Raw genomic sequence first — 21644 nt, 5'->3', positions numbered from 1 at the left:
TTACAACAACAAGTCCGACCAGAAGGCTTGGCTTTAAACCTCGTTTTAATTCCCTTTACTATCACTATCTAGTATCGAATGGCGAGCCACTAAAACACCGCTGGTATTTCTTAACCAATCAATTTACAGTTGCTAACCAAAGCAACACTCCCTATGCTCTAATCTAATACTGAGTAAAACCAAATTCATGTACCAGCAACGAGTCGCACGACTAGCGATACCAACACCTTTAAGAAAAACTTTCGACTACTTGTATCGCGGTAATCCGCCGTGTGTTGGTGGGCGCGTAGAAGTTCCTTTCGGGCGGCAAACACTCGTTGCTACGGTTTTAGAGCTTTCCGATACAACATCCGTTAATCCAAATAAACTTAAGTTTATAAAGCGCTTCATTGATAGTGAGCCTTTACTTCCAAGCAAGCTCTTCAGCCTCATTAAGTTCGCTGCACAATACTATCAGCACCCTATCGGAGAAGCCTTTTCGACTTGTTTACCGACGCTTCTTAATAAAGGTACGCCCGCATCCATTGAGCCTGAATGGCAATGGTCTTTAACCGAGGCAGGTCGCGAAGCGATACAAAATTTACGTAAAAATGCCGTAAAGCAACAGCATTTGTTTCAACTTTGCCTCGATAACGGCGGTTTGATTCATGAAGCCCAGCTTTCTCAACACGACTTCACACCTTCATATTTAAAAACATTTGAAGCTAAAGGTTGGCTGCACAAAGATCGCGCCGATACTCAGAGTATCTATGAGCCTCAAGCCGAGTATCAAAACCCCGTCACTCTCACCTCAGAGCAAAATGAGTGCCTCGCTAAAGTAAGCCCTCACTTCGGTTCTTTTAAAGGTTTTTTAATAGATGGTGTTACCGGCAGCGGTAAAACCGAAGTGTATATGCAGCTGATGCAACAGGCGCTAGAGAGGCAGGAGCAAGTGTTGATGCTGGTGCCAGAAATTGGTCTTACGCCGCAAACCGTAAGGCGTATCGAGCGTCGGTTTAATGTTCCAATTGCCATGCTACATTCAGGCCTCACCGATAAACAACGACTCAATATCTGGCTTAAAGCTCGAGCTGGGCAGCTTGCAATCGTTATTGGCACCCGCTCGGCATTGTTTACGCCCTTAGCGAAACCCGGCTTAATCATTATCGACGAAGAACATGATCTGTCTTACAAACAGCAGGAAGGTTTCCGCTATTCAGCGCGAGATCTAGCTTTAGTGCGTGCTCAGTATGAGCAAGTGCCTATTGTTTTAGGTAGCGCGACTCCCTCTATGGAGTCTCTGCAAAACGTCCAGCAAGAAAAGTTAGAGCTACTCCGCCTAACCAAACGTGCTGGCGATGCAAAGCCGCCTCACATCAAAGTTCTAGATGTGCGTCAGCGCCACCTTAATCATGGCTTGTCACAACCGCTCATCGACAACATGAAAGCTCATTTGGCCCAAGGCCAACAGTGCATGCTGTTTCTTAACCGACGGGGCTTTGCTCCGACGTTAATGTGCCACGAGTGTGGCTGGATTGCTGACTGCCAACGCTGTGATCGCCATATGACCTATCATCAGCGATTCAAAAGGCTGCATTGCCATCATTGCGATAAGCAAGTATTTCTCCCCAAGCGTTGCCCAGAGTGTCAGTCTCCGCAGCTTAATCCGGTCGGGTTAGGCACCGAACGTCTCGAAGACGCCCTTACTCAGCTCTTCCCTGACAAAACCATCGCTAGAATCGACCGCGACAGCACTCGTCGCAAAGATGCCATGCAAAACTTCGTTAAGGCGATAAAAAACGATGAAGTTGATATCCTGATTGGCACGCAAATGTTAGCTAAGGGCCACCATTTTCCTAAACTCTCTTTAGTCGGTGTCATCGACACCGATGGCTGCTTATTTAGTGCTGACTTCAGAGCCACTGAACGAACCGCGCAGTTATTAACTCAAGTTGCTGGTCGCGCTGGGCGCTCAAAGGACATCAAAGGTGAAGTCGTGATCCAGTCACACCACCCAGATCACCCTTTACTAGTGAACCTGTTCACCCAAGACTACCAAACTTTAAGTCAGCAAATTCTTAGCGAACGCGAAGAAGCGCAATTACCACCTTTCGCTGCCATGGCAATTTTCCGAGCAGAAGCTAACACGCTAGAACTGCCCATGACCTTTTTAAACGACGTCAAACAGCAACTGAGCCAAACTGGATTAATCGTTTATGGGCCTTTCCCAGCACCGATGCCTAAGCGTGCAGGTAAAATGCGCGCCCAGTTGTTGGTACAACATAGCGAAAGAAAAATGCTCCAACGCCTGCTCTCACCAATAACGCCTCACCTGGAGCAACTGCAAACGGCTCGTAAAGTTCGCTGGTCTATCGACATTGATCCACAGGAAGTTTTTTAGGGTTAGCCTCATCCTGGGTCACATTTTTACTTTTTATTGACACTTGTCGTTGGACTTCCCAACGTCTAAGCTTAAAATAGCTCCCCATAGCTACACGGCACCCAACACCGTGACACAGTATTGATAATTAGAGCACAACAATGACTAAAGACTACGCAAAGCGTAAGCGCCCAAAAAGAAAAAGTAATACGCGCACCCCTAAAAAAGCCGCAGCAAAGAAACCGGTGTCGCCGATCATTGTTTTTATCAGTGGTATTCTCATTACTTTATTGGGAGTATTTTTGTGGGCAATCGTCAAAAAGCCGGACGTCATTAAAGAGTTGGTCAGTGACGATAAAGGAGTGGAAAACACCGTACAGCAACAGGCTGAGACCAAGCAGCCAGCGGCTCAACCAAAACAGACAAATGACAAGAAAAACACGGAGTTCACTTACCACGAGACGCTAACCAACAAGAAGGTTGATGTTGAAGTCACGAAACCGAAGGTTTCCGATAGCAATAAAACTTACATCATGCAATGTGGCGCCTTTAAACAACTTGAGGATGCCGAGCGCATGAAAGCCGAACTGGCCTTTATTGGCTTCCAAGCCTCCGTTTTAAGTAAAGGTGAGTGGCACCGCGTTCGCCTTGGCCCATATAGCAGTAAGCGTACCGCCGAAAGCGACCGCCATAAGTTACAGAACAACAATTATCAAACCTGCCAGATTTGGTAGGGTAGCTCTCCTATTAATGTGCTCATAAACTCTATCCCTTTATGAGCACACATATCCGGTAACATTTCCAGCCGACTTTACCTAGTATTTTCCTTGAATTCACTGCCCCAGCCCCCATTTAGCTGAGTAACGAAGAACAAAACTCCGGAGCTGATTTTGGAACAATATCGTGGAACCACCATTTTATCGGTGCGTCGCAATGGAAAAGTCGTCATCGGTGGCGACGGTCAGGTTTCCTTGGGCAATACCATCATGAAAGGTAATGCACGCAAGGTTCGTCGCTTGTATAACGACCAAGTTATTGCAGGTTTTGCCGGCGGTACAGCGGATGCCTTTACATTATTTGAGCGCTTTGAAGCTAAATTAGAGTCTCATGGCGGCAAGTTAATGCGCGCAGCTGTAGAGCTGGCTAAAGACTGGCGTACCGATCGCGCTTTGCGCAAGTTAGAAGCCCTTTTGGCGGTAGCTGATAAAGAGCACTCTTTGATCATCACCGGTAACGGTGATGTGATTCAGCCCGAAGACGATTTAATCGCTATTGGCTCAGGAGGCGCATTTGCCCAGTCAGCCGCCAAAGCCCTAATGCAAAAAACTGAGCTCGACGCTCGCGAGATTGTGGAAACCGGCCTGACCATTGCTGGTGATGTGTGTATTTACACCAATCACAATCAAACCATTGAAGAATTAGAATATTAACGTCATTCCCGCGAAAGCGGGAATGGCAAAGAAAAGTTAAGAGAATTAATTATGTCTATGACACCACGTGAAATTGTCCACGAACTCGACAAACACATTATCGGACAGAGCGGTGCTAAACGCTCTGTCGCTATCGCGCTGCGTAACCGCTGGCGTCGCATGCAAGTCGAAGAAGGCTTGCGCAATGAAATCACGCCTAAGAACATTTTAATGATTGGCCCGACTGGCGTCGGCAAAACTGAAATTGCACGTCGTTTAGCAAAATTAGCTAACGCACCCTTCATTAAAATCGAAGCCACTAAATTTACCGAAGTTGGTTATGTTGGTCGTGACGTCGAATCCATCGTACGTGATCTGGTCGATGCTGCGTTCAAAATGCTGCGTGAACAAGAGATGGATAAAGTCGAAAACCGCGCCCAAGACGCTGCTGAAGAAAAAGTATTAGATGCGTTGCTACCACCTGCACGCAAGTCTGATTCAGCCTGGGATCAGCAAGAGCAACCTAAAGCCGAAGATTCTTCTGCACGCCAAGTCTTCCGTAAAAAGCTTCGCCAAGGCGACCTCGACGACAAAGAGATCGAGATCGATGTCGCTCAAATGGCGGTTGGCATCGATATTATGGCGCCTCCAGGCATGGAAGACATGACCAGCCAGTTGCAGTCCATGTTCCAAAACATGAGTCCGAGCAAAAGTAAAAAGCGTAAAGTTAAAGTTAAAGACGCGATGAAAATGCTTACGGAAGAAGAAGCGGCTAAAATGATCGATCAGGAAGAGTTGAAGATTAAAGCTGTGGAGTCAGTCGAGCAGCACGGCATCGTTTTCCTTGATGAAATCGATAAAGTCACCAAGCGAAGCGACAATCAAGAAGGTGGCGTTTCTCGCGAAGGGGTGCAACGCGACTTACTTCCTCTTGTAGAAGGTTGTACCGTTAATACCAAGTACGGCATGATCAAAACTGATCATATCCTCTTCATTGCTTCAGGAGCTTTCCACCTATCCAAGCCATCAGACTTGATCCCTGAGCTTCAAGGCCGTTTACCGATCCGAGTTGAATTACGTGCACTAACGCCAGAAGACTTCAAGCGTATTCTAACTGAACCTGACGCTGCACTTACCAAGCAGTATCAAGCACTTCTGGCGACTGAAGGCAAGGCTATTGAGTTCACCGAAGACGGTATTGAGAAAATTGCGGAGTACTCTTTTCAGGTTAACGAAAGCACAGAAAATATTGGTGCAAGACGTTTGCATACCGTGATGGAGCGCTTACTTGATGAAGTATCATTTGAGGCAAGCGAAAGTGATGAAAAGCTGATTATCGACGCTGCTTATGTTAGCAAACAGTTATCTGAACTCGCTGATGACGAAGATTTAAGCCGATTTATTCTTTAAATTAGGTTTTCCCTTAATTTTCACAGAAACTTCAATGGCCGACAATCGTCGGCCTTATTTTTTGTAATAACAGCAACTTACGCTATAGCTCCACAATTATCTGACACCATCAATCTCAATAGTTAATGATTCTTATTATTCTTTCAGATACAAAAAAGCTGATTATTCATTAGTTTTTATTGGGGCGATTCTCGTTTTTTTCATCTGACCTTTAGACTTTTTTGTTATATAAGAACTTTCTAAAACAAAAGCTTACATGAGACTCCAGCCTAATAAAAACAAGGCGTTCAAGTCATATTTGCATCACAAATCGCAAGATTAGTTTATCTAATCATCTGACCAGTCATCTATAAATTATTTGATTATTTTAGATTTATCTTTTAGCTTGAATTTGCTTTCCAGTGAATCATGAAAGCAAATAAAAATTAACACTAAGGGGTACAATTTATGAAACTCAACACAATAGTCGCGGGGGTATTACTGGCGACCGGAACTGCTGGCGCATACGCCGGTGAGTTCAAAACGGCGCCCGCCTCCTCTAACGCCATCAAAGGACAATATATCGTTGTACTTAAAGATGACGCAGTAGCAGAGAACCAAGGCATATTCAGTAGCCAAGCCAATGCTAAAGCAGTTCAGGCACTGACAGATAACTTAGGCATGGCCTATAAAGCCCAAGTTACACGTACTTATCAGAAAGCGATCAAAGGCGGTGTTTTCCAAATGTCGGAAGCACAAGCTCAAAAATTAGCACAAGATCCACGAGTAGAGCTGGTTGAAGAAGATCAAATCGTGTCAATTGCCGCCACTCAGAACAACCCCACTTGGGGTATTGATCGCGTCGATCAACGCAATCTTCCTTTAAGCAACTCATACACCTACAACACTGGCGCTTCTAACGTTAACGCTTACATCCTTGATACAGGCATTAACAATAACCACAGCGACTTCGGTGGTCGTGCGTCAAGCGGTTACGACTTTATTGACAACGATAACAATGCAAGCGACTGTCAGGGTCACGGTACTCACGTCGCAGGTACAGTCGGTAGTAACACTTACGGTGTTGCCAAAGACGTTAACCTTATTGGCGTTCGCGTACTTGATTGCCAAGGTAGCGGTTCTTACTCGGCTATCATTTCAGGTATGGACTGGGTAGCAGATAACCATGTCAAACCTGCTGTTGCCAACATGAGTTTAGGTGGCGGTTCATCTAGCTCAGTGGATAACGCTGTTCAGGGTATGACCAATGCTGGTGTGACGGTTGTTGTTGCTGCTGGTAACGATAACTCCAACGCTTGTAACTACTCTCCTGCTCGTGCAGCTAGCGCGATCACTGTCGGCTCGACAACATCAAACGACTCTCGTTCTAGCTTTTCTAACTATGGTAACTGCCTAGACATCTATGCTCCGGGCTCTAGCATTACCTCAACTTCAATCAACGGCGGCTCTACTAGCATGAGCGGTACTTCGATGGCGGCTCCTCACGTTGCTGGTATCGCAGCCCTGTACTTGGCGAATAACCCGAATGCCTCGGTAAGCCAAGTCACTCAAGCAATCACTGATGCTGCGACGCCAAACAAAGTAAGCGACGCTAAGTCTGGTTCACCAAACTTGTTAGCATACAGTCTTTTTGACGGCTCCAACCCTGACCCAGATCCTGATCCGGATCCAACCCCAGGTACAGAGCTTGAAAATGGCGTTGCTGTAGGTATCTCAGGTGAACAGGGCTCGGAAAAAGAGTTTACTTTTGAAGTTCCAGCTGGCGCTACTACGGTAAACTTTGACATGAGCGGTGGCTCTGGTGATGCAGACTTATACGTTAAGTTTGGCAGCGCACCATCGTCTAATGACTATGACTGCCGTCCGTATAAAAACGGTAATAACGAGTCTTGTCAGCTGAATGCTCAAGCAGGTACTTACTATGTACTTGTCCACGGTTACTCTAGCTACTCTAACGCTAGCCTAGTAGCGAGCCATAACGGTAATTCTGAGCCAGACCCAGATCCGGATCCAAATCCAGGTGAAGGCGGCGAAGCAACGCTACCAAACCTTTCTGGTTTCGCAGGCTCATGGTCTCACTACTACCTTGACGTTCCTGCCGGTATGAGCATCCTTGATGTTCAAATCAGCGGCGGGGCTGGTGATGCGGATCTTTACGTACGCCGCGGCGCACAACCAAACTTAAGCGCTTACGACTGTCGTCCATACCAGTGGGGTAATAACGAAAGTTGCTCTATCTCTAACCCAGCAGAAGATCGCTATTACATTAGCTTGTACGCCTACCAATCTTATTCAGGCGTAACGCTGCACGTGGTTTGGGAATAAAAAGTGTGGGGTGAATCATCATTACTGATGATTCCATTTTAGCCGACCTTCGGGTCGGCTTTTTTATGTGTCCAAATTTTATACAACCTATACCTGTAAAAAATACCCAGTTCACTATAAGCCTCTCAAAATCTAACTCTTACTTTGTAACGCTTTGTACAAAACTGAAGGTGTTCAAGTTTTGATAATGGATAATGCGCTTTCACATTATTTAATTTGTCACCACTGTCAGACTTTTATACAGTCGCTGAGTTGCTAACTTACAAAGGCTTCATAAAAGCACAAGCAACAATACATTTATAATTTTGAGGTAATCTATGAAACTAACAAAGGTAGTCACAGGGGTATTACTTGCAACCGGTGCAGCTAGCGCTGTAGCAATGGCTCCTAACCAAATGGCTAGTGCGAAAACATCGAATACGCTGGTCCAAAATCAGCAAGTAGAATATGGCGCTGGTCTTATTGTTAAATACAAGGATTCCGACCAGTTCCAAACGCAGGCAAGCGCAAAATCTATGAAGAACATTAGCAGTGTGGTTGGCGCAAACGCTAAACACCACCGCTTTAATGCCTTCGGCTCACAAATTCTTAAGTTTGACACTCCTAAAACAGTCTCAGAACTTGAAGGTATGGCAAACAAACTAAGCAACCGTTCAGACGTTGAATATGTAGAAGTTGATCGTTATATGTACCCTCTGGCTACCGCTAACGATACACACTACGGCGTTCAGTGGCACTACACAGATCCGACAGCAGGTATTAACCTAGAGTCAGCTTGGGATACGACCCAAGGCCAAGGTGTTACGGTTGCTGTACTTGATACGGGTTATACCAACCATGAAGACCTAGCAGCTAATTTAATTGGCGGTTATGACTTTGTCTCGAACGCGGCTAATGCGCGTGATGGCAATGGCCGTGACTCAGATGCTCTCGACGAAGGCGACTGGGCGGGCGCTGGCGAATGTTACTCTGGTAGTCCTGCGAGCAATTCAAGCTGGCACGGTACTCACGTATCAGGCACTATCGCAGCGGTAACCAACAACAACCAAGGCGTGGCAGGCGTTGCATACAACTCAAAAGTTGTACCTATCCGTGTACTCGCTAAGTGTGGCGGTACGACATCAGACATCGCTGATGCGATTGTTTGGGCGGCAGGTGGCAGTGTTTCAGGCGTTCCATCAAACCCAAACCCAGCACAAGTCATTAATATGAGTCTTGGCGGTCAAGGTTCTTGTTCATCGACAACACAAAATGCCATTAACTCAGCACGTGGCAATGGCGCGGTAGTTGTGGTTGCGTCAGGTAACTCCAATGCAAACGTTTCCGGTTACAATCCTGGCAACTGTAATGGCGTTATCAGTGTTGCTGCTACAAACAATCAAGCTGATCGTGCAAGCTACTCAAACTATGGTTCACTGATCGATATCGCGGCACCAGGCGGTGAAGGCGGCTCTGGTGGTGTTGCTTCGACCATGAACTCTGGTACAACAACGCGTTCAACCGATAGCTATGTATACAATGCAGGTACTTCGATGGCAGCACCACATGTTGCAGGTGTTGCAGCATTAATGTTCGCCGTTAACTCAAACCTTACGCCAGACGAAGTTGAGTCTAAAATTAAAAGTTCAGCACGTCCATTCCCTAGTGGTTCTAGCTGTAACACATCAAACTGTGGTGACGGCTTATTGGACGCAGCAGCTGCCGTTGCAGCAGCACAAGGCGGCGGCACTCCACCTCCTCCAAGTGGTGATGAACTACAGAACGGTGTTGCAGAGTCAATTTCAGGTGCCCAAGGTTCTGAGACTGACTTCACTTTCGTCGTGCCTTCGGATGCCAATTCTGTTGATTTCGTGATGTCAGGTGGTTCTGGTGATGCTGACTTATACGTTAAGTTTGGTAGCGCGCCAACTACATCAAGCTATGACTGTCGTCCATATAAGAGTGGTAATGCTGAGTCTTGTAACTTCACAGCTCAAGCGGGTACTTACTACGTCATGGTTCGTGGCTACAGCAGCTACTCGGGCGCAAGCCTAACGGCAAGCCATGATGGTGGCGGCTCGACTCCTCCTGTAGCAGGCGGTGACGAAACGATCAGCAACATTTCTGCCAGCACAGGTCAGTGGAAGCACTATACGCTCGACGTTCCAGCAGGAATGAGCAACTTGACTGCAACGATTAGCGGTGGCTCAGGCGATGCGGATCTTTACGTCCGCCGAGGTGCACAACCAACAACGTCTAGTTATGACTGCCGCCCTTATAAGAACGGTAATAACGAAACGTGTAACATTTCTAACCCAGCACAAGACACGTACCACATCAGTCTACGTGCCTACAGCACATTCTCAGGTGTAAACCTGAACGTTGTGTGGGAGTAAAGCGTTACTCGACGGTTAATTAACCGCCGATATGACAAAAGCCGGCCTCTTTAGGCCGGCTTTTGTATTTTAAACGATCTAATGCCATACAACTGGCTCTCTCTTGCTTCGCACTACCCCACTCAAAAATTATTAATAATACTCATGCTAACGGATAGAAAAACCCTTATCTGACAGTATATAACTTGGATTTCTAGGATTTATTTTTTAATTGTAAGTCATATTTGAAAATCCACAAATCAACACCTTACATTTCTTTACACTGAAAACCCATACTATAAAAGACTTAAATCGGTAGTAATTACTAACATTGAACTTTTCGATATTTGTAACGCTATGTACAAAAGTGATAAATCTCAAAAATTCTTAATCTAAACCTGCTTTTTGCATAAATAAAATTGTTTTGGTTAGTCAATTTTTATACAGTCCAAGTGCTCTTAAAATAAAGAGTAATAAAAAATTAACACTAAGGGGTTAAAAAAACTATGAAACTAACTAAAGTAGTCACAGGGGTACTACTTGCGACTGGAGCAATCGGCGTTCAAGCTGGTGAGTTCAAAACAGCGCAAGTACCTTCTAATGCTATCAAAGGACAATACATCGTTGTTCTTAAAGATAACGTTGTACAAGAGAACGAAGGTTTATTCGCTTCTCAAGCAAACCTAAAAGCTGTTCAAATGGTTAATGACCAGCTTTCTAACAAATACCAAGCTCGTGTTACTCGTACTTATAAATCAGTACTGAAAGGCGGCGTATATCAAATGTCTGAAGAGCAAGCTCAAAAGCTCGCTCAAGACCCTAGCGTAGAGATCGTTGAAGAAGACCAAATCATGTCTATCAACGCCACTCAAAACAACGCGACTTGGGGTTTAGACCGTACTGACCAACGTGACCTACCACTAAGCGGTACTTACACTTACAACACTAACGCTTCGAACGTTAATGCTTACATCATTGATACTGGTATCTTAAATAGCCACAGTGATTTCGGTGGTCGTTCATTCAGCGGTATCGATACAGTTGATAACGATGGCGACGCGACTGACTGTAACGGTCACGGTACGCACGTTGCGGGTACTGTAGGTGGTAGCACTTGGGGTATCGCAAAAGGCGTAACACTTTACGGTGTTCGTGTACTAGGTTGTAACGGTAGTGGTTCAAACTCTGGCGTAATCGCAGGTATGGACTGGGTTGCTGACAACCACGTTAAGCCAGCAGTAGCAAACATGAGTTTAGGTGGCGGTGCTTCTAGCACTACAGACGCTGCGGTTCAGCGCTTGACTGACGCAGGTGTTACTACAGTAGTAGCAGCAGGTAACGACAACTCAAACGCTTGTAACTACTCACCAGCTCGAGCAGCTAGCGCGATCACTGTAGGTTCTACAACGTCTAGTGATTCACGTTCAAGCTTCTCGAACTACGGTAACTGTCTAGATATCTACGCGCCAGGTTCAAGCATCACTTCAGCTTGGTCTAACGGTGGCACTAACACAATTAGTGGTACCTCTATGGCGTCTCCACACGTTGCAGGTGTTGCAGCTTTATACTTAGCTGAGAACCCAAATGCAACAGTGAGCCAAGTAACTCAAGCTATTACTAATGCCGCAACTCCGGGTAAAGTAAGCGACGCAAAATCAGGTTCTCCAAACCTATTGCTATATAGCTTCTTCGATGGTTCTACACCTCCTCCACCACCACCTCCAGGCGGCGGCGAGTTAGAGAATGGTGTAGCTGAAACTATCTCAGGTGCCCAAGGTTCTGAAACTGACTTCACATTCGAAGTACCTGCTGGTGCAACGTCTGTTGACTTCCAGATGTCAGGCGGTTCAGGTGACGCAGACCTTTACGTTAAGTTCGGTAGCGCGCCAACAACGTCAAGCTACGATTGCCGTCCATACCGTAACGGTAACAACGAAACTTGTAACTTTACTGCGCAAGCGGGTACTTACTACGTAATGGTTCGTGGTTACAGCAGCTACTCAAACGCTAGCCTAGTTGCTAATCATGACGGTGGTAGCACTCCTCCTCCACCACCAAGTGGCGGTAGCGAAACAATCGAGAACATTTCTGCGAGCAGTGGTCAGTGGAAACACTACTACCTAGACGTTCCAGCGGGTATGAGCTCTCTAACAGCTACAATTACTGGCGGTTCTGGTGATGCAGACTTATACGTACGTCGCGGCTCACAGCCAACAACTTCTGCGTATGACTGTCGTCCATACCGTTGGGGTAACGAAGAGACTTGTAACATCTCTAACCCTGCGGAAGACCGTTACTACATCAGCCTACGTGCTTATCAGACGTTCTCTGGTGTAACGCTAAACGTTGTTTGGGAGTAATCTCCACCCGTTAGTTCATCTAACTATAGATGATAAAAAGCCGGCCTCAGGGTCGGCTTTTTTTTGCGTCTATACACTGGTTACCCAGCGCAGTATATTTTCCGTTCAAGATTCTCCTCTGTTACAATAGACACAAGACACATCATCAGCGTTACATCAACATGAGTGAAGCGCCAAGCGCCATCAAACTTCATCAAAAGTCACGACAGCTTGAAGTCTGTTTTTCTGGAAATACCTACTTTTTACCTTACGAATATTTACGGGTATTTTCGCCTTCAGCAGAAGTTCGCGGGCATGGTAACCAAGAGCTGACCTTGGTTGGTGGTAAAAAACATATCACAGTGACCGACGTCGAACCTGTGGGTCAGTACGCGATTAAGCTCAGTTTTGATGACGGGCACGACAGCGGCCTGTATACTTGGCAAACACTGTATGAGCTTGGCCGTGATTATACTGACAACTGGGCAACCTATCTGAAGCGTCTCGAAACAGCCGGATTGAAACGCTCAGCCGACGCCAGTGTTGAAATTTTTCACCCTAGCACTAACTCCAAATCATAGATAAAGAATGACAGCCATGACACAAGACGATCATAAACCCGACAGCACAACTCACTTTGGTTACGAAACCGTCGCCAAAGAAGAAAAAGCCGCTAAAGTTGCTGAAGTTTTTCATTCGGTTGCGGGAAAGTACGACGTAATGAACGACCTTATGTCATTTGGCGTACATCGTCTGTGGAAGCGTTACACCATTGAGCGGGCAGCCGCGCGAGAAGGTCAAAAAATTCTCGACATTGCCGGTGGTACTGGCGATTTGACGGCTAAGTTCTCTAAAATTGTGGGATCTAAAGGTCAGGTCACTTTAGCCGATATTAACGATTCAATGATCAAAGTTGGACGTGCCAAGCTGGTTGATTCTGGCGTTGTGGGTAATGTAGATTTCGTCCAAGCTAATGCTGAATGTCTCCCTTTCCCTGATAACCATTTTGACCGCATCACTATTGCTTTTGGCTTGCGCAACGTCACCGAAAAAGAAAAAGCTCTACAATCGATGTACCGCATCCTTAAGCCAGGCGGGAAACTCTTAGTGTTAGAGTTTTCAAAGCCCGCACTGCCTTTATTATCAAAAGTTTATGATATTTATTCGTTCTCATTACTTCCTGCAATGGGGAAAGTGGTTGCCAACGATTCGGAAAGCTATAAATATTTGGCAGAGTCCATTCGTATGCACCCCGACCAAGAAAGCTTAAAAGGTATGATGTCAGAAGCAGGTTTTGACGATGTTGAATATACCAACTTAACCGGTGGCGTGGTCGCGCTACATATCGGGAAAAAATTCTAATGTTGGTTGAGCTTTTAGCGCCCACCATTGAAACCGTAACCAATAAAGTCATCGGATTCGATCCTGAGGCCAAAGCTCGTTTGGACAAACTCAACTCCAAGATTATTGCTTTTGACCTAACTGATATCCAACAAAAACTCTACTTTATCATCGACGACCGTTATATCTTGGTCAAAGCCCATACCGACAAGGAGATAGATGCTGAGCTATCAGGCACCATCGGCTCCTTCTTTAATCTCGCGGCAGGCGATAATAGCGATCCGATATTCAAAGGTGACGTTCGTTTTGCTGGAGAGATTAGTACCGCTCAGAATTTCCAGAAGTTCTTTACTCAACTCGATATTGACTGGGAAGAGCACCTTTCGCACTATATCGGTGATATCGCAGCACACCAACTGTTTCAAGGCGGACGCCAGTTTGTCGACTGGCTAAAAAATACAGCTACCACAGCCCAACAAAACGCCAGCGAGTACCTGCGTTTTGAAGCCAAAGCTGTTCCAGCTTCGATTGAGTTGGAAAATTTTTATGACGACATTGCCGATTTGAAATCAGGCGTTGATCGCTTATCGATGCGTATCGAACGATTGAAGCAACGTAACCAAACACCAAAGGAAACATCTCAATAGGATGAATAGTATCCGACAACTTCACCATGCGCTAACAATAAACCGTACACTGGTTCGGTATGGCCTTGATGAATTTCTGACGCCTACCCCACTTGCTTTTTTACGCCCAGTTGCAAAGCTATTTTCTCTTAATTTTAAAAAGTCAGCGCAGGATAAGCCTCGAGGTGAACGCCTTCGTTTGGCTTTAATTGAGCTAGGTCCGATCTATATTAAATTAGGCCAAATGCTATCGACTCGCCGAGACTTGGTTCCACCAGACATTGCTGATGAGTTGGCTCGTCTTCAAGATCAAGTGGACCCGTTCTCATCCGAAGCGGCAAAAAATGTCGTTGAGCAACAACTGGGGGCTCGTCTCGAAGCGGTGTTTAGCGACTTTAATACCACCCCTCTGGCTTCAGCATCCATTGCGCAAGTCCACGAAGCCACTCTGAAGACTGGCGAGCAAGTCGTGGTTAAAGTCTTGCGGCCGAAGATCCGACAAAAGATTCGCCGCGACTTAAGTATGATGCACGAGCTCGCTAACTGGGCAGAAAAATATTCCAGCGAGGCACGTCGTCTTCGCATCAAAGAGGTGGTTAAAGAGTATGACGCGACGCTAGAACGCGAAGTCGATTTGCGAATAGAAGCGGCCAACACGTCTCACCTTAGGCACAACTTTAAAGAGTCTGAGTTACTTTATGTGCCTAAAGTCTACTGGGATTTCACCCGCAGCAAGGTCATGGTCGTAGAGAAAATCGCGGGCACGCCTATAGGCGATGTGCGACGCTTGAAAGATGAAGGCGTCAACATGAAAGAACTCGCCGATCGTGGTGTCGAAATTTTCTTCACTCAAGTGTTCCGCGACAGCTTTTTCCACGCAGACATGCATCCAGGGAATATTTTCGTTGATACGACTAATCCCGAGAAACCTCAATATATTGCCATTGACTGCGGTATTATGGGCACCTTGGATGAGGATGATAAACGCTATTTAGCTCACAACTTCCTCGCCTTTTTTGATCGGGATTACAAGCGCATTGCAGAGCTTCACGTCGAGTCAGGCTGGATTGACGAAGATGTTTCTATTCCTGAGTTCGAGTCTGCAATTCGAGCCGCGTGCGAACCAATATTCGGTAAGTCCCTAGCTGAGATATCCTTTGGTCACTTCCTAATCCAGCTGTTCCAAACCGCGCGTCGCTTTAATATGCAAGTTCAACCACAGCTCGTGCTGTTACAAAAAACGTTACTTTATGTCGAAGGTTTAGGGCGTCAGCTTTACCCCGAACTCGACCTGTGGGAAACAGCCCAACCTTACCTTAAAAAATGGCTTAGGGAGCAAATTGGACCTAAAGCTATTTTTGAAGAAGTAAAAACGCAATTTCCCGACTGGCTACATAAAGCTCCCAAAATACCTGGATTGTTATTTGATAACGTTCACCGATTGGGTCAAGAGCTCGAAAAGTTCGACAGTTTAAAGCAAGAACTGACACAGCTAGAGCAGTACAAAATACGCCAAAATGCCGCTCAAAAGCATGCCATACTGGGTATTGGTTTTGCCCTATTAAGTGGTTTGCTCTATTTAGGTATTCCATACGACTGGTGGCCGGCTTTGGGGGCAGCAGCTATATCCGGACTCTTCTTGGTTAGAAGCTTATGGCCGATAAAAACGAATTAATCTTGAAAACACGGAGTTAATAGACAATGAGCGACTGTATTTTCTGTAAAATCATTGATGGTGAGATTCCTTCAGACAAAGTTTACGAAGACGATAAAATCTTTGTGTTTAAAGATATTGCTCCTAAAACCCCCGTACACTTATTGATGATTCCTAAGCAACATATTGCCAGTTTGGCCGAAGTGGAAGATGAGCATCAGGAGCTTTTAGGCTATATGATGCGTAAAGTGCCACAGATAGCGCATGAGGCTGGTTGTGAAAAAGGCTTCAGAACCGTGATTAATACAGGTGATGAAGGCGGACAAGAAGTGTATCATATACACATCCATATTCTTGGTGGTGGCGGTAAAATGCCGTTTGCGTAAGCGCCAATTGATTTAAGTAGAGGTTCAAATGTTCGGTAAATTCGGTATGTGGGAATTAATCATCATTTTGGTGATTATCTTATTATTGTTCGGCACAAAAAAATTACGCAACGCTGGCGGTGATGTGGGTGCAGCCTTTAAAAACTTCAAGAAAGCCTTCAAAGATGAAGACGACAAAAAAGAAGATACAGGTCAATTAAAAGACGACCGCAACGATAAAGCTGAAGATGCTCAGTTCTCAGAGTCCAAAGACACTGAAAGCAATAAAAAGTCTTAATTACGAATCATTTAACTCGTCATGCCTTTTGATATTGGTTTTTCTGAACTGCTATTAGTCATGATCCTGGCGCTACTCGTGCTAGGACCTGAGCGCTTACCTAAGGCCATGCAAACCTTTGGGCGCTGGGCTGGCAAAGCCAAACGAACCGTGACCAACTTCAATCATCAGGTTAATCGCGAACTTGAACTGGATGAGATGAAAAAAAAGTTGGCCCAGCATGAGGAAATGATTAAGCGACAAGCTGAGGGTACTGATCTCCAAAAGCTACGTGACGAAGCTGAACGAAAGATCAAAGCCGCCGAAGAGGCAAAACAGCGAGCTGAAGAATCGATCAAGACCAGTAGTCAATCTCTTAATGATCCCAAAAGCTAATTCCTAGGTTTATGAGCGAATCTAACTCCAACGAAATGCCACTATTATCGCACCTGATAGAGTTACGCTCGCGCTTACTTCGCTCGGTACTGGTCATCATTGTTATCTTTATTGGTTTAGCTTTTTTCGCCAATGAGCTCTACGAATGGCTTTCAAGGCCATTAAAAGAAACGCTGCCTGAGAACTCGACACTTATTGCAATTGATGTTACTGCACCGCTTTTCGCCCCCTTTAAGTTAGCCTTCGTCATGGCTATTTTTATTGCCATGCCATTTGTTCTGCACCAAGCTTGGCTGTTCATATCTCCGGGACTTTATAAGCATGAGAAGGGGTTTGCTGTTCCTTTGCTCGTGAGCAGTGTTATTTTGTTTTATGCAGGTATTGCATTTGCCTATTTCGTCATATTCCCGATCATATTTAGCTTCTTGTCTGGCATCGGACCGCAAGACGTTAATTATTTACCCGATATTAATAGCGTGCTCTCCATTGCACTAAAACTTTTCTTTGCTTTTGGGCTAGCCTTTGAAATTCCTATTGCCACTATGCTATTGATTTGGTCAGGTCTGGTAAGCCATGAAAAACTCTCCAACACTCGCCCCTACATGGTGGTTGGTATGTTTGTTTTCGCCATGCTGCTCACACCACCGGATTTAATCTCACAAGTCCTGTTAGCAATTCCCATGTGGATTCTATTTGAACTGGGATTGATATTCGCCCGAGCTTATTCACCGAAAAAAGCTAAAGATCAGGATGACCAGTCATAACCAATCATGTCTTCTTGAAGATTAGCCCGGCTGACCTAGTCAAAAAAGCTTCTCCTAGGCTTAACTCTTGTAAATTCAACGTCAAGTCCAAGTGATAGAGTAGTTATGCTCCCTATTGCCCCGAGTCTTAAGATCTGATTCAATAAACTCATCCGATCTGTTAGATAGCATCATAATGAAGACACTCAAGCCGAAAACTCTTAAACGCGTACTCAACTTATGGCCACCGCTTTGGGGCGCAGGTATTCGAGTCATCGAGCTCGCTGAAGACTGGTCTTTTGCAAAAGCTCGATTGCGCAAGTACTGGTTTAATCGTAATTACGTCAATACCCACTATGGTGGTTCATTGTTTTCTATGACCGATCCTTTTTACATGCTGCTACTCTTACACAAGATGGGTCGTGACTACGTGGTTTGGGACAAAAAAGCAGAAATTAAGTTTATTAAACCGGGACGCAAAGATGTGTTCGCAGAGTTCAAAGTCACTGAGCATCAAGTTAGCGACTTCAAAGAGCAGTTAAAGACTCAAGACAAAATCGAGCCTGTTTTCGAGGTCGATATTATGGACACAGATGGTTTATTGATTGCCAAAGTATGGAAGACCATTCATATCTCTAAGAAAGAATCAAAAAAACAAAAGGCAGCTTAACGCTGCCTTTTGGGTTTCAATTCCTTTAACGTACCAAGTGCCACTCCGTTTGGCGGCCACCCAAATAAATGACACGCTCACCATCAAACACCGCTGATTGCTCGAGCATGATTTGAATCAACTGGTCATCCCACTCAGGTAAGTTCACTTTAACATTGCCCTCAATCGCATAGCCTGTGTTTGGATACAGTTTCCAATCTCCCTTAACTGGCGTCGGCCCTTGGTTGTCCCACATGCCAATAGTTGGTCCAATTGCATGCCCGACAAAGCCCAGTGGGTGGGTATAAGTGCTAGAGTTAATGCCTTGACGCTTTGATGCCTTATGTGTCGCAGCTAAGATCTCATTGCCTGTTCTTCCTGTCTTAAACTCCGCAGCCAGTATGTCTTGCCACTCGTTGCCGACCTTTAATGCTTTGACTAAGCCCTTTGGAACTTCATACTCACCAAACTTTGCGACGTACCCCATTTCTTGAGTATCAGTGCACAATTTTAAATAACACAAACCTACGTCCGTATGAATGATATCGCCAGGCTCAATAGTCCGATTATTTTTACCAAAAAATGGCGAGTTAGGATCGTTCTTATCGCCATGACGTTGAATGGTGACATAAGGCTGGAACCAAGGCTTTACACCAAGTTCTTCGAACCGCTCTCGAATATACCAAGAAACATCTTGATCGGTTGTCACGCCAGGAGTAATCACTTTATTGGAAAAGGCTTCATCAATGACCCCACGAGCGATCTTGACGATCTGCGGGTAGACCGCTAACTCGGGTGCTGTTCGCGTTTCCATCCAACGAATCACGAGCTCCTCTGAGCTTACCAAGCGCTGCTGATATTTTTGTGGCAAATGTTTTAACAGTTTTTGGTGCAGTCCTTGAGTCAAGCCATCGGCCAACGCCCATTCTTCGCTGACGTTGATTCCGATATTTTTCGGATCGTAATCAGCAATGATTTCCGCTAAGCGGTCCCACTGTTGATCGACAGTCCCTCCTTGCCAACGCGACTTATAGAAATCACCGATATCATAACGACTGACACTAAACCGTTCGACGGTATTTCCCTTTTTGGCAAATACCAGCAACGTCGTTCTTCGTGCTGCAAAGGTTGGATCAGGAACCAAAGTATAAAACAGCGCATCTTCACCGTACTCACGATTAATGACTAGCCACATATCCAAATCGGACTCTTTCATTAAGCGAGGCAATAAATGATCAAGTCGATGCTTTAAAATACGGTTAACGGGCTCTACTCGTTCCCGATGTGATAGCACCTTAGGCGTCTCGGCTATCTCCAAACCTTGTTGATATTCTTCTGCTTTAGTCGTTAATAAACTGAAGCTGATCATGGCGACAAAGCCTAGATGCACCCACTTATTCATAGAAATCTCCTATCAAACCATTTTTCATGATAATTATGGTTGTCGTTAAGTCTTATACAATTGACCTGAAATTATCTGTAATTTCATAACCTTACTGATATTAACACTCACCCAAGTAAAAAACACCTGAGTATATCCATCGAAAGCGACACACAATTTAACACTTTCTCTTTAGCATTATGTTGCATACAGTCCTTAACAAGCATAAAATGAATGAACGTTCATTTTATTTTGATATGCCATGTCCAAACAACACCAAATTCTCGAAGCAGCCATTCGTTTGTTTGTGGAGCGAGGTCTTCAAGGCTCTTCAATGGCACTGGTTGCTAAAGAGGCAGAGGTGGCGACAGGGAGTGTCTATAACTACTTTGAAGGAAAAGAGCACCTGATTAACGAATGCTTCCTCCATGTAAAGCGCAGTGAGGTTGAGTTTTTGCTCGAGCATTATGACGCTGAAGCTGGTTTTGAGGATCGCTTTAAAACGGTTTATACCAAAATAATCCACTTTATGATGGAGAATTGCTCTTATTTCAGGTTTTTACATTTATATGCCTTCTCCCCAGTGATCACGCAAGAAACTCGTGACAAGCTTTTCCCACTGTATGAGATCTTCTTCAAACTATATGAAGACGCGTATAAAGCCGGCGTTATTCGCTCCCCTGATGCGCCTGAACAGCATTTATCTATTTATGGTGGCATGAGCTTTTTGATGCATTACTACTACGTCAATGGCGTAGAGATTACCGAAGAACGAATTCAATCAATGGTCGACTTTGCCTGGTTTGCGCTGAGTACCACTACTCACAATACCCCCACGCAGCAGGCTCAAGGATAAACAGTATGAAAAAATAGTTTTAATCAGTACATTGTTGCTAAGCGCCAGTGCAACCACTGGATTTGCCGCCGAACAAGGTCAACAACAGCAGGCCGTACCGGTTCAAGTAGCTAAAGTCAGCTCCGACACCACGACCATCACGCAGAACTTACCGGGGCGCGTTGTCGCCATTCGTACATCTGAAGTTCGCGCTCGTGTTGATGGTATTCTTGAGAAACGTATTTTCAAGGAAGGCGCGGATGTCGAAAAAGGGCAAGCTCTATTTCAAATCGATGATCGCGTGATGAAGGCTAACGTTGCCGCAGCTAAAGCTGACGTTAGCACGGCACAAGCTCAGCAAAAACTGAACAAGCAAACTCTCAAGCGTTATGAAGAGCTATTGAAGCAAGGTGCTGTTAGTCAGCAGGAATACGACACCTACCTCGCTCAAAGCCAACAAGCTGATGCTCGAGTAGAGCAAGCGAAGGCTGAGCTTGCCAAAGCCCAAATTAATCTAGATTACGCAACCGTAGAAGCGCCTATCTCAGGACGCATTGGCCGCGCACTCGTTACCGAAGGTGCCTTAGTTAGTGCTGCTAGCGCCACCCATCTAGCGACCATTGAGCAGCTTGATGAAGTGTACGTTGACTTTACCCGCTCACCTACTGAACTCAATAAAATGCGTGAACTGTTCGCTAACTCTGACGCTACAGACTCTGCATCACAGCAGGTGGACATTGTTTTTAACGACGGTACTCCTTACGAACACCCTGGCAAACTGGAATTTTCCAGTCTTTCGGTTGACCCCGACACAGGTTCCATCATGTTGCGTGCAACAGTGAAAAACCCTGACAACAAGTTATTGCCTGGTATGTTCGTTCGTGTCAAAGCACCTGTCGCAGACTCACAAACCTTATTACAGGTACCACAAAAAGCAGTTCAAGTAACCGCTCAGGGCGCCATGGTAAAAGTGGTTAAAGACGGAAAGCTCGCTATGCAACCCGTTGAACTAGGTCCAATGATGGGCACCAGTTGGGTCATAAAGTCTGGTTTGCAAGAAGGCGATCAGGTCATCGTAAGCAACACCCAGTTCTTACAGCCCGGAACGCCTGTACAAGTTATGCCAAGCTCCAATACTTCGTCACAACAAAAAGCGTCGAGCACGCAACAGTAGGATCGAC

At 45.4% G+C, this 21644-nt stretch carries 19 protein-coding genes; 18 read left to right on the top strand and 1 reads right to left on the bottom strand.

Annotated features, from left to right (window positions below):
• The first annotated feature begins 187 nt into the window (after positions 1 to 187).
• From KFK88_RS03335 to KFK88_RS03255, 16 genes are all read left to right on the top strand, one after another.
• Positions 188 to 2380, top strand: a complete 2193-nt coding sequence (locus KFK88_RS03335; RefSeq protein ID WP_223577237.1) for a primosomal protein N' — start codon at positions 188 to 190, stop codon at positions 2378 to 2380.
• Positions 2381 to 2520: 140 nt separating this feature from the next.
• On the top strand, positions 2521 to 3093 hold the full coding sequence (locus KFK88_RS03330) for an SPOR domain-containing protein (RefSeq protein ID WP_223577236.1): 573 nt from the start codon (positions 2521 to 2523) through the stop codon (positions 3091 to 3093).
• Positions 3094 to 3249: 156 nt separating this feature from the next.
• Positions 3250 to 3789, top strand: coding sequence for an ATP-dependent protease subunit HslV (hslV, locus tag KFK88_RS03325; protein ID WP_223577235.1), 540 nt, complete (start codon positions 3250 to 3252; stop codon positions 3787 to 3789).
• A 51-nt stretch (positions 3790 to 3840) separates the two neighbouring features.
• Complete coding sequence (hslU, locus tag KFK88_RS03320) at positions 3841 to 5178, top strand: ATP-dependent protease ATPase subunit HslU (RefSeq protein ID WP_223577234.1); 1338 nt, start codon at positions 3841 to 3843, stop codon at positions 5176 to 5178.
• Between the two features lie 447 nt (positions 5179 to 5625).
• Positions 5626 to 7503: a S8 family peptidase gene (locus KFK88_RS03315; RefSeq protein WP_223577233.1), complete on the top strand. Its 1878-nt coding sequence runs from the start codon at positions 5626 to 5628 to the stop codon at positions 7501 to 7503.
• A gap of 317 nt (positions 7504 to 7820) precedes the next feature.
• The gene (locus KFK88_RS03310) at positions 7821 to 9878 is read left to right on the top strand and encodes a S8 family peptidase (RefSeq protein WP_317851537.1); all 2058 of its coding nucleotides are present in this window, start codon (positions 7821 to 7823) and stop codon (positions 9876 to 9878) included.
• Between the two features lie 485 nt (positions 9879 to 10363).
• On the top strand, positions 10364 to 12217 hold the full coding sequence (locus tag KFK88_RS03300; RefSeq protein WP_223577232.1) for a S8 family peptidase: 1854 nt from the start codon (positions 10364 to 10366) through the stop codon (positions 12215 to 12217).
• Positions 12218 to 12378: 161 nt separating this feature from the next.
• Complete coding sequence (locus KFK88_RS03295; RefSeq protein ID WP_223577231.1) at positions 12379 to 12777, top strand: gamma-butyrobetaine hydroxylase-like domain-containing protein; 399 nt, start codon at positions 12379 to 12381, stop codon at positions 12775 to 12777.
• 7 nt (positions 12778 to 12784) lie between these two features.
• Positions 12785 to 13558 carry a bifunctional demethylmenaquinone methyltransferase/2-methoxy-6-polyprenyl-1,4-benzoquinol methylase UbiE gene (gene ubiE / locus KFK88_RS03290; protein ID WP_396326624.1) on the top strand — a complete coding sequence of 258 codons (774 nt, stop codon included), beginning with the start codon at positions 12785 to 12787 and terminating at the stop codon, positions 13556 to 13558.
• Positions 13558 to 14184: a ubiquinone biosynthesis accessory factor UbiJ gene (locus KFK88_RS03285; protein WP_223577229.1), complete on the top strand. Its 627-nt coding sequence runs from the start codon at positions 13558 to 13560 to the stop codon at positions 14182 to 14184. The genes ubiE and KFK88_RS03285 overlap by 1 nt, the downstream gene beginning before the upstream one ends.
• Before the next feature lies 1 nt (position 14185).
• The gene (ubiB, locus tag KFK88_RS03280; RefSeq protein WP_223577228.1) at positions 14186 to 15838 is read left to right on the top strand and encodes a ubiquinone biosynthesis regulatory protein kinase UbiB; all 1653 of its coding nucleotides are present in this window, start codon (positions 14186 to 14188) and stop codon (positions 15836 to 15838) included.
• Positions 15839 to 15864: 26 nt separating this feature from the next.
• Entirely contained in the window at positions 15865 to 16203 is a 339-nt protein-coding gene (locus KFK88_RS03275) for a histidine triad nucleotide-binding protein (protein WP_223577227.1), read from the top strand.
• A 28-nt stretch (positions 16204 to 16231) separates the two neighbouring features.
• A complete protein-coding gene (tatA, locus tag KFK88_RS03270) occupies positions 16232 to 16480 on the top strand; it encodes a twin-arginine translocase TatA/TatE family subunit (RefSeq protein ID WP_223577226.1) in 249 nt (82 codons plus the stop codon).
• A 21-nt stretch (positions 16481 to 16501) separates the two neighbouring features.
• Entirely contained in the window at positions 16502 to 16855 is a 354-nt protein-coding gene (tatB, locus tag KFK88_RS03265; protein WP_223577225.1) for a Sec-independent protein translocase protein TatB, read from the top strand.
• Between the two features lie 11 nt (positions 16856 to 16866).
• Entirely contained in the window at positions 16867 to 17619 is a 753-nt protein-coding gene (gene tatC / locus KFK88_RS03260; protein ID WP_223577224.1) for a twin-arginine translocase subunit TatC, read from the top strand.
• A 175-nt stretch (positions 17620 to 17794) separates the two neighbouring features.
• The gene (locus KFK88_RS03255; RefSeq protein ID WP_223577223.1) at positions 17795 to 18268 is read left to right on the top strand and encodes a DUF4442 domain-containing protein; all 474 of its coding nucleotides are present in this window, start codon (positions 17795 to 17797) and stop codon (positions 18266 to 18268) included.
• A gap of 25 nt (positions 18269 to 18293) precedes the next feature.
• On the opposite strand, the gene KFK88_RS03250 is transcribed toward KFK88_RS03255, so the two are convergent.
• Positions 18294 to 19649, bottom strand: a complete 1356-nt coding sequence (locus KFK88_RS03250) for a M24 family metallopeptidase (RefSeq protein ID WP_223577222.1) — start codon at positions 19647 to 19649, stop codon at positions 18294 to 18296.
• Between the two features lie 241 nt (positions 19650 to 19890).
• On the opposite strand from KFK88_RS03250, the gene KFK88_RS03245 reads away from it, so the two are divergent.
• Both KFK88_RS03245 and KFK88_RS03240 read left to right on the top strand, forming a co-directional pair.
• On the top strand, positions 19891 to 20484 hold the full coding sequence (locus KFK88_RS03245) for a TetR/AcrR family transcriptional regulator (protein ID WP_223577221.1): 594 nt from the start codon (positions 19891 to 19893) through the stop codon (positions 20482 to 20484).
• A gap of 34 nt (positions 20485 to 20518) precedes the next feature.
• On the top strand, positions 20519 to 21637 hold the full coding sequence (locus tag KFK88_RS03240; RefSeq protein ID WP_223577220.1) for an efflux RND transporter periplasmic adaptor subunit: 1119 nt from the start codon (positions 20519 to 20521) through the stop codon (positions 21635 to 21637).
• The last annotated feature ends 7 nt before the right edge of the window (positions 21638 to 21644 follow it).

Source organism: Kangiella taiwanensis (assembly GCF_020005165.1).
GTDB lineage: Bacteria > Pseudomonadota > Gammaproteobacteria > Enterobacterales > Kangiellaceae > Kangiella > Kangiella taiwanensis.
The sequence above is the reverse complement of the archived record's forward strand: the minus strand, read 5'-3'. Positions and strand labels throughout refer to the sequence as shown.

Bases quoted from the DNA above. Each gene is read 5' to 3' on its own strand.
- ubiB (WP_223577228.1), top strand. From the start codon at position 14,186: ATGAATAGTATCCGACAACTTCACCATGCGCTAACAATAAACCGTACA.
- KFK88_RS03285 (WP_223577229.1), top strand. From the start codon at position 13,558: ATGTTGGTTGAGCTTTTAGCGCCCACCATTGAAACCGTAACCAATAAA.
- hslU (WP_223577234.1), top strand. From the start codon at position 3,841: ATGTCTATGACACCACGTGAAATTGTCCACGAACTCGACAAACACATT.
- KFK88_RS03310 (WP_317851537.1), top strand. From the start codon at position 7,821: ATGAAACTAACAAAGGTAGTCACAGGGGTATTACTTGCAACCGGTGCA.
- tatB (WP_223577225.1), top strand. From the start codon at position 16,502: ATGCCTTTTGATATTGGTTTTTCTGAACTGCTATTAGTCATGATCCTG.
- KFK88_RS03250 (WP_223577222.1), bottom strand. From the start codon at position 19,649: ATGAATAAGTGGGTGCATCTAGGCTTTGTCGCCATGATCAGCTTCAGT.
- tatC (WP_223577224.1), top strand. From the start codon at position 16,867: ATGAGCGAATCTAACTCCAACGAAATGCCACTATTATCGCACCTGATA.
- tatA (WP_223577226.1), top strand. From the start codon at position 16,232: ATGTTCGGTAAATTCGGTATGTGGGAATTAATCATCATTTTGGTGATT.
- KFK88_RS03330 (WP_223577236.1), top strand. From the start codon at position 2,521: ATGACTAAAGACTACGCAAAGCGTAAGCGCCCAAAAAGAAAAAGTAAT.
- KFK88_RS03245 (WP_223577221.1), top strand. From the start codon at position 19,891: ATGTCCAAACAACACCAAATTCTCGAAGCAGCCATTCGTTTGTTTGTG.
- KFK88_RS03255 (WP_223577223.1), top strand. From the start codon at position 17,795: ATGAAGACACTCAAGCCGAAAACTCTTAAACGCGTACTCAACTTATGG.
- KFK88_RS03275 (WP_223577227.1), top strand. From the start codon at position 15,865: ATGAGCGACTGTATTTTCTGTAAAATCATTGATGGTGAGATTCCTTCA.
- KFK88_RS03300 (WP_223577232.1), top strand. From the start codon at position 10,364: ATGAAACTAACTAAAGTAGTCACAGGGGTACTACTTGCGACTGGAGCA.
- KFK88_RS03315 (WP_223577233.1), top strand. From the start codon at position 5,626: ATGAAACTCAACACAATAGTCGCGGGGGTATTACTGGCGACCGGAACT.
- KFK88_RS03295 (WP_223577231.1), top strand. From the start codon at position 12,379: ATGAGTGAAGCGCCAAGCGCCATCAAACTTCATCAAAAGTCACGACAG.
- ubiE (WP_396326624.1), top strand. From the start codon at position 12,785: ATGACAGCCATGACACAAGACGATCATAAACCCGACAGCACAACTCAC.
- KFK88_RS03335 (WP_223577237.1), top strand. From the start codon at position 188: ATGTACCAGCAACGAGTCGCACGACTAGCGATACCAACACCTTTAAGA.